Origin of the sequence: Dialister sp., from assembly GCF_036343215.1 — a bacterium.
GTDB lineage: Bacteria > Bacillota > Negativicutes > Veillonellales > Dialisteraceae > Dialister.
The window spans coordinates 1-5,663 of the sequence record NZ_JAZASU010000103.1 but is presented as its reverse complement, the minus strand read 5'-3'; the positions used below and the strand labels follow the sequence as shown (position 1 = coordinate 5,663).

Annotated in this window: 5 protein-coding genes; 1 reads left to right on the top strand and 4 read right to left on the bottom strand. The window is 49.4% G+C overall.

All coding sequences use genetic code 11. The features are described 5' to 3' along the window. The 4 genes from VZT47_RS09135 to VZT47_RS09120 form a co-directional block, all read right to left on the bottom strand. On the bottom strand, positions 1-215 hold a 215-nt coding region (locus VZT47_RS09135; RefSeq protein ID WP_330224657.1), incomplete at its 3' end, for a hypothetical protein. A 103-nt stretch (positions 216-318) separates the two neighbouring features. Next, complete coding sequence (locus VZT47_RS09130) at positions 319-3,375, bottom strand: efflux RND transporter permease subunit (protein WP_330224656.1); 3,057 nt, start codon at positions 3,373-3,375, stop codon at positions 319-321. Further along, the gene (locus tag VZT47_RS09125) at positions 3,372-4,448 is read right to left on the bottom strand and encodes an efflux RND transporter periplasmic adaptor subunit (RefSeq protein WP_330224655.1); all 1,077 of its coding nucleotides are present in this window, start codon (positions 4,446-4,448) and stop codon (positions 3,372-3,374) included. Before VZT47_RS09125 ends, VZT47_RS09130 begins: the two co-directional genes overlap by 4 nt. Further along, positions 4,445-5,002 (bottom strand): TetR/AcrR family transcriptional regulator, encoded by a 558-nt coding sequence (locus VZT47_RS09120; protein WP_330224654.1) that lies wholly within the window; start codon positions 5,000-5,002, stop codon positions 4,445-4,447. Before VZT47_RS09120 ends, VZT47_RS09125 begins: the two co-directional genes overlap by 4 nt. 220 nt (positions 5,003-5,222) lie before the next feature. Between VZT47_RS09120 and VZT47_RS09115 the strand changes: the two genes are divergently transcribed. Further along, positions 5,223-5,594, top strand: coding sequence for a hypothetical protein (locus tag VZT47_RS09115; protein WP_330224653.1), 372 nt, complete (start codon positions 5,223-5,225; stop codon positions 5,592-5,594). Positions 5,595-5,663: the final 69 nt, after the last annotated feature.

Here is a 5,663-nt window from a genome sequence, read left to right as displayed (position 1 = left end):
GCGCGGTTTCGGAGCTTTTGAAAATCATCTGCGTCCATCCCTCCGCCGGTTCGATCGATTGTGTACATCCGGGTGATGAGGGATTTCTTCAGGGGCCCTTTCATTCGCTCCACTGGTATAGTAGCAAAAAACGCGATTTGTATCATTAGAATTTTATTAACTATTTCGCCTTGGCAGGCTCTCATCCTTTTGAAACTGAACATTTTTATTTCCATATAAAAGGTCCCATCAATGGCAGGGTTACTTCTTTCCCTGCCGCCATCCCAAAACAAAAGAACCGATTGCCTGCAATCGGTTCTTTTCTGCCAAAACTAACGGCTATTTTGCTTCTTTCGGTTCCTCAATCCTGAACCAGAAGGCATAGAGGGCCGGGACGAAGAGGAGTCCCAGGGGCGTTGCCAGGGTCAGACCGCCGATGAAGGCGCAGGACATGGGGGCCCAGAATGGATTGACTACGAGGGGGATCATACCCATCATATCAGAAAGGGAGGTCAGCATAATCGGAATGAAACGGATGACTGCTGATTCCACCACCGCATCATAGGGAGAAAGTCCTTTTTCCAGATGCTGCCGGATCTGGTCAAGAAGGATGATGGAATTTCGAATGACCATGCCTCCCAGGGAAAGCATGCCGATGATCGCCACAAATCCCATGGCTTTCTGGGTAACTACGAGGGTCAGAATACTTCCGATTAAGGCCAGCGGTGCCGAAACGGCGGCAATAATCATGATGCTGATTTTTTTCATTTCAAAAATCAGGATAGCCAGAATGATGAAAATCATGAGGGGAATGGTAGCCACGATCTGTTTCGTGGATTTGGCGCTCCATTCGAGGCCCCCGTCTTTTTCGAGGGTATATCCTTCAGGAAGATTCTGCCGGAAATCTTTGAGATACTTGTCCCAGATATCATTGGCCACCGTGTCCCCGGTCACGCCGGATACCACATCACTCCGGAGAGTGATGCAGGGTTCGATATTTCTGCGCCAGATGGTGCTCGTTTCATTTTTATAGGAAATATCGGCGAATTCTCCCAGCGGCACATACCGTCCGCTTCCCACGTGAATGGGAAGGGAAGAAAGGCTGGCCAGGCGGGCCGCGTTGTCCCCTTCCAGACGGAAGGAAATGGGCACGAGCTGGTCTCCCTGGTAGGATTCAGCCACTTTATAGCCGGACAGTTTGATATACAGGTCCTGGGAAACGGCATAATTATCGATGCCCAGTTCCCTCACTTTATCCTGGTTGATTTTCAGCTGTACCGAAGGCGTCTGCTGGGGCCAGTCGAGAGAGGCATTGATGACAGACGGATTTTCTTTCATCTTTGCCAGGCCCTCATTGGCAAGGACTGCCAGTTTTCCTGCGTCAGGACCCCTCAGGCGGAACATGACGGGATATTCGGAAGGCGGTCCCGTCTGGATGAGGCGGGTATGAGCCCGGACTTCCGGATAATTGTCCGCTAAAAATTCCTGTACGTCTTTTCTTAAAGAATCTCTGGAATCCGTATCGGTGGCCACGATGATCATCTGACCCCGGTCATCTTCAGCGGCCTGGGGATTGAAAAGAAGGATGAATCTTGGGGCCGTATCTCCGATATAGGTGGAAAAGGAAGAAACGCGATTGTCACCATAGAGATTGTCTGCCACAGCGGCCATGACTTTTTTCGTATCTTTGATGGATGCGCCGCTCGGAAGATTGACGTCCAGAATGATTTCCGGACGGACGGAATCGGGGAAGAATTCACGGTTCACGAAGGGAAGGGATGCCACGGTCAAAGCAAAAAGTCCGATGGTGGCAAGGAGGGTCATTTTTCTATAATGAATGACGAATTTCACTGCTTTCCTGCAGTATTCCCGTCCCATCCGTTCCACTTTCCCGCTGACCGAATCGCCGGTCCCCGGTTTGATGAACTGATAGCCCAGGACCGGGGAAACGAAGATGGATGCCACCCAGGACAAAAGAAGGGTGGAACCGATAACCCAGAAAAGGGAATTGCAGTATTCGGAAACCTGACCGTCTGCCAGACCTACGGGAATAAAACCGGCAATGGTAATGAGAGTTCCTGCCAGCATAGGCATGGCACAGGATTTGAACGCTTCCTGGGCCGCTTCCATACGGGTGGCTCCCATTTCCAGTTTGGACTGCATCATTTCGATGACAATAATCGCATCATCCACCAATAGTCCCAAAGCCAGAATCAAAGTTCCCAGAGATACGATATGAAGGTCGATGCCCCACCATTTCATGAAAAGGAAAGAAGAGCAGACCACCACAGGAATACACATGGCCAGAACCATGCCGCTCCGAAGTCCCAGGGAAAGGAAAGAAACACCCATAACGATGGCCAGAGCTTCGATGAGGGATTCCGTAAATTCTCCAATGGAATTATTGACCACTTTTGGCTGGTCGGCCACCAGGGAAACTTCCATGCCCGCCGGAAGGTTCTGCGACATCTCATCAATAACGGCCTGGAGATTTTTGCCCAGTACCAGATTATTTCCACCATCTTTCATGGAAATGGCGATACCGATGGAAGGTTTTCCATTAAAATACATGAGGGAAGTTTCCGGATCCCTATAGGTCTGGGTGACTTTGGCCACATCTCCCAGATGGAAAGTGCGCTCGCCCACGTGAATCGGAATATTTTCCAGGGCTTCCTTCGTGCCCAGAAGTCCGTCTACACGGATGGCCACATTTCTGGAATTCGTATGTATCGTGCCGGCCGGCATCATGGCGGACTGCTGGGAAATCATCTGGTAAATGGCGGCCGGAGAGAGACCGAAAGAGGCCAGTTTATTCTGGTCCATTTCCACATAAATCATCTGCTCCTGGACACCCAGAAGTTTGACCTGTTCCACATCCCTGACTAAAACAAGGCGGCGCCTGATATCTTCGGCATACTTACGCTTTTCCTCGTAGGAATAATCATCGCCGGTCAGGGCATAAATGGAACCGTAGACATCGGTAAAACGGTCATTGATGATGGGTCCCCGGACCCCTGCCGGCAGGTCTCCCCAAACATCATTCACGGCGTTTCTGACTTCGTGCCACCGTTCCTGGACTTTATCCTTCGGCACCGTATCATCCAGATCTACATAAATGACCGTTTTTCCATCGTGGGTAAAGGATTTGATATAATCCAGTCCCCTCGTTTCCTGGAGTTTCTTTTCCAGAGGATAGGTGACCTGCTCGGTAATCTGTTCCGCAGAAGCTCCGGGCCAGGCGGCAGCCACCACCATTTCACGAATGGTGAAATTCGGGTCTTCACTTCGTCCCAGGGAGAAGAAAGAGGCAAGGCCCCCCAGGATGATGGAAATAATGAAGAAGTAGACAATCTGTTTATGACGGATGGCCCACTCCGCCAGGGTTTCATCCTTCATGTGCGCACCTCTTCTCCTTCAGAGAGTTTGGAAGCTCCCGCCGTCACGAGGATATCGCCTTTCTGAAGGCCTCCCGTGATTTCTACGGAATCTTCGCCGTATTCTCCTGTTTTGACTTCCACGAGATGGACTTTTTTATCTTTCACTACCCATACGGAAGGCTTGTCATTCTGGGTGGCCATAGCCGTCAAAGGAACGGAGAAAGCTTCTTTTTTATTCGGATTTTCAAATTTTACTTCTGCCGTCATGCCGACAACAATGGAATCGGGCGGATCCATTAAAGTGACTCTGGCATCATAAGTTCCGGTAGAACTGTTGGGAGCAGCCGCGATATCCCGGACTTTTCCCTGTACCGTCACATTCGGAAGAGCCCAGAAAGTGACGGTGGCCGGCATGCCGACGGAATAAATTTTGTACTGTTTTTCGGTTAAGGAAATATGGACATCTTTTCTCGAATCATCGATGATGGAAACCACCGGAGTTCCGGCGGCAATGACCTGGCCCACTTCATACATAGTGGAACCGATCACTCCATCCCGGTCTGCGGTCAGAATGGTAAATCCCAGATTATTTTCTGCCCGGGAAAGAGTGGCGAGGGCATTATTGAGATCCGCATCAGCCAGTCTTGCCTGGTTATTCATCTGGTCCATGGTGAGGGCGGAAATGGCATTCTGGGCGTAGAGTTTTTCATAGCGGGAAAGGGTGGAATGAGCAAGATCGGCTCTGGCCTGAGAGGCATTCAAAGCAGCCCGGGCAGAAGCCACCTGTTCTTCCGCATCTTTGGAATCCACTTTCATCAATGGCTGACCGGCTGTTACCCGCTGGCCCTGATCCACATAACGGGCCATAATCCGTCCGCCCGTCTGGAAGGCCAGGGGCGATTCGAAATAGCCGTGCACCGTGCCGGAGAACGTGCTTTTTTCACCTTTTGACACATCTCCCACCGTCATGGTCTTCACCAATGGCGGCTGGGTAGAAACAGCGGTTTTATTTCCACAGCCTGAAAATACAAGAGCCATGCCCAGCATGGACAGAAGTACCAGTTTCTTTCCATAAGTCATTTTGTCCATCATTCACTCCTCTTTTCCAGACCTTTCAGCATCACATCTTCCAGGATATCCATGAGGGCCCTGGAAGTCATCCCCGATTTTCGAAGGAATTCGGGGTCCGTCAGTCCTTTGGCGGCACAGAAAATAATCTGCCGCACCGCCATGACATTGACTTTCCGGTACTCCCCCTTGTTCACACCTTCCTGCAGGAGGGACACCATATCATCAAATTTGGCTTCCTTGAAATCTTCCCATTCTCTGGAAATATCGTCATACCGATACTGCAAATCTTCCATCACCACATCCGGAAGATACCAGACCGTATGGAAATACAGTTCACAAAGCTGCAGAAGCCTTGTGGTCACGGGACCTTCTCCATGAAGGAGGGGTTCCTTCTCTCTTTCAAACTTATCCATCGCCCGGTGCATGACAAGGCGGATCAGATCCTCCTTCGAATCCACGATATCGTAAATCGTACTCTTGCTGACGTGAAGCTTTCGCGCCAGGTCATCCATCGTAAATTTCAAAGACCGCGCCATCATCAGCTCCAGCGTGGCCCGTACCAGTTTTTCTTCCATAGAATCCTCTCGGTATTACTTTTGTAATATTTTAGTATTTTCAGTACTCATAGTATAGAGTCTTTGAAGACGTATGTCAAACAGGGAAAAGTTAGCAGGTAGCAGGTAGCAGGTAGCAGGTAGCGGGTTTCGTCCGGGAGATTTTATAACGAAAGGAAACTGTATATTGTCGTTAATGGGTAATCGTCCAGGAAACTGTCTGCCGGAAGGAAACTGGATAATGGAAAACTGTACATTGGGGTTAATGGGTAATCATCCCGAAGACTTCATGTCGAAAGGAAACTGGATGTTGAAAAGCTGCACATTGGGGTTAATGGGTAATCGTCCCGAAGACTTCATGTCGAAAGGAAACTGGATGTTGAGAAGCTGCACATTGGGGTTAATGGGTTATCGTCCCGAAGACTTCATGTCGAAAGGAAACTGGATGTTGAAAAGCTGCACATTGAGGTTAATGGGTTATCGTCCAGGAAACTGTCTGCCGGAAGGAAACTGGATAATGGAAAACTGTACATTGGGGTTAATGGTTAATTGGCCAAAAAACTTTCTACCGGGACTGTCAAGCATTTTGTGTAAATTATTTTTATCGGCTTAATGAAAGCTCTTCAATATCCTGTTCATCAATAAAGCCAGGGAGAAGGAGATTAACTTCCGCCATGATCTG

What these genes read in the sequence shown, in the direction of transcription:
- VZT47_RS09130 (WP_330224656.1), bottom strand. Translation starts at nt 3,375, where the DNA reads ATGAAGGATGAAACCCTGGCGGAGTGGGCCATCCGTCATAAACAGATT.
- VZT47_RS09125 (WP_330224655.1), bottom strand. Translation starts at nt 4,448, where the DNA reads ATGATGGACAAAATGACTTATGGAAAGAAACTGGTACTTCTGTCCATG.
- VZT47_RS09120 (WP_330224654.1), bottom strand. Translation starts at nt 5,002, where the DNA reads ATGGAAGAAAAACTGGTACGGGCCACGCTGGAGCTGATGATGGCGCGG.
- VZT47_RS09115 (WP_330224653.1), top strand. Translation starts at nt 5,223, where the DNA reads ATGGAAAACTGTACATTGGGGTTAATGGGTAATCATCCCGAAGACTTC.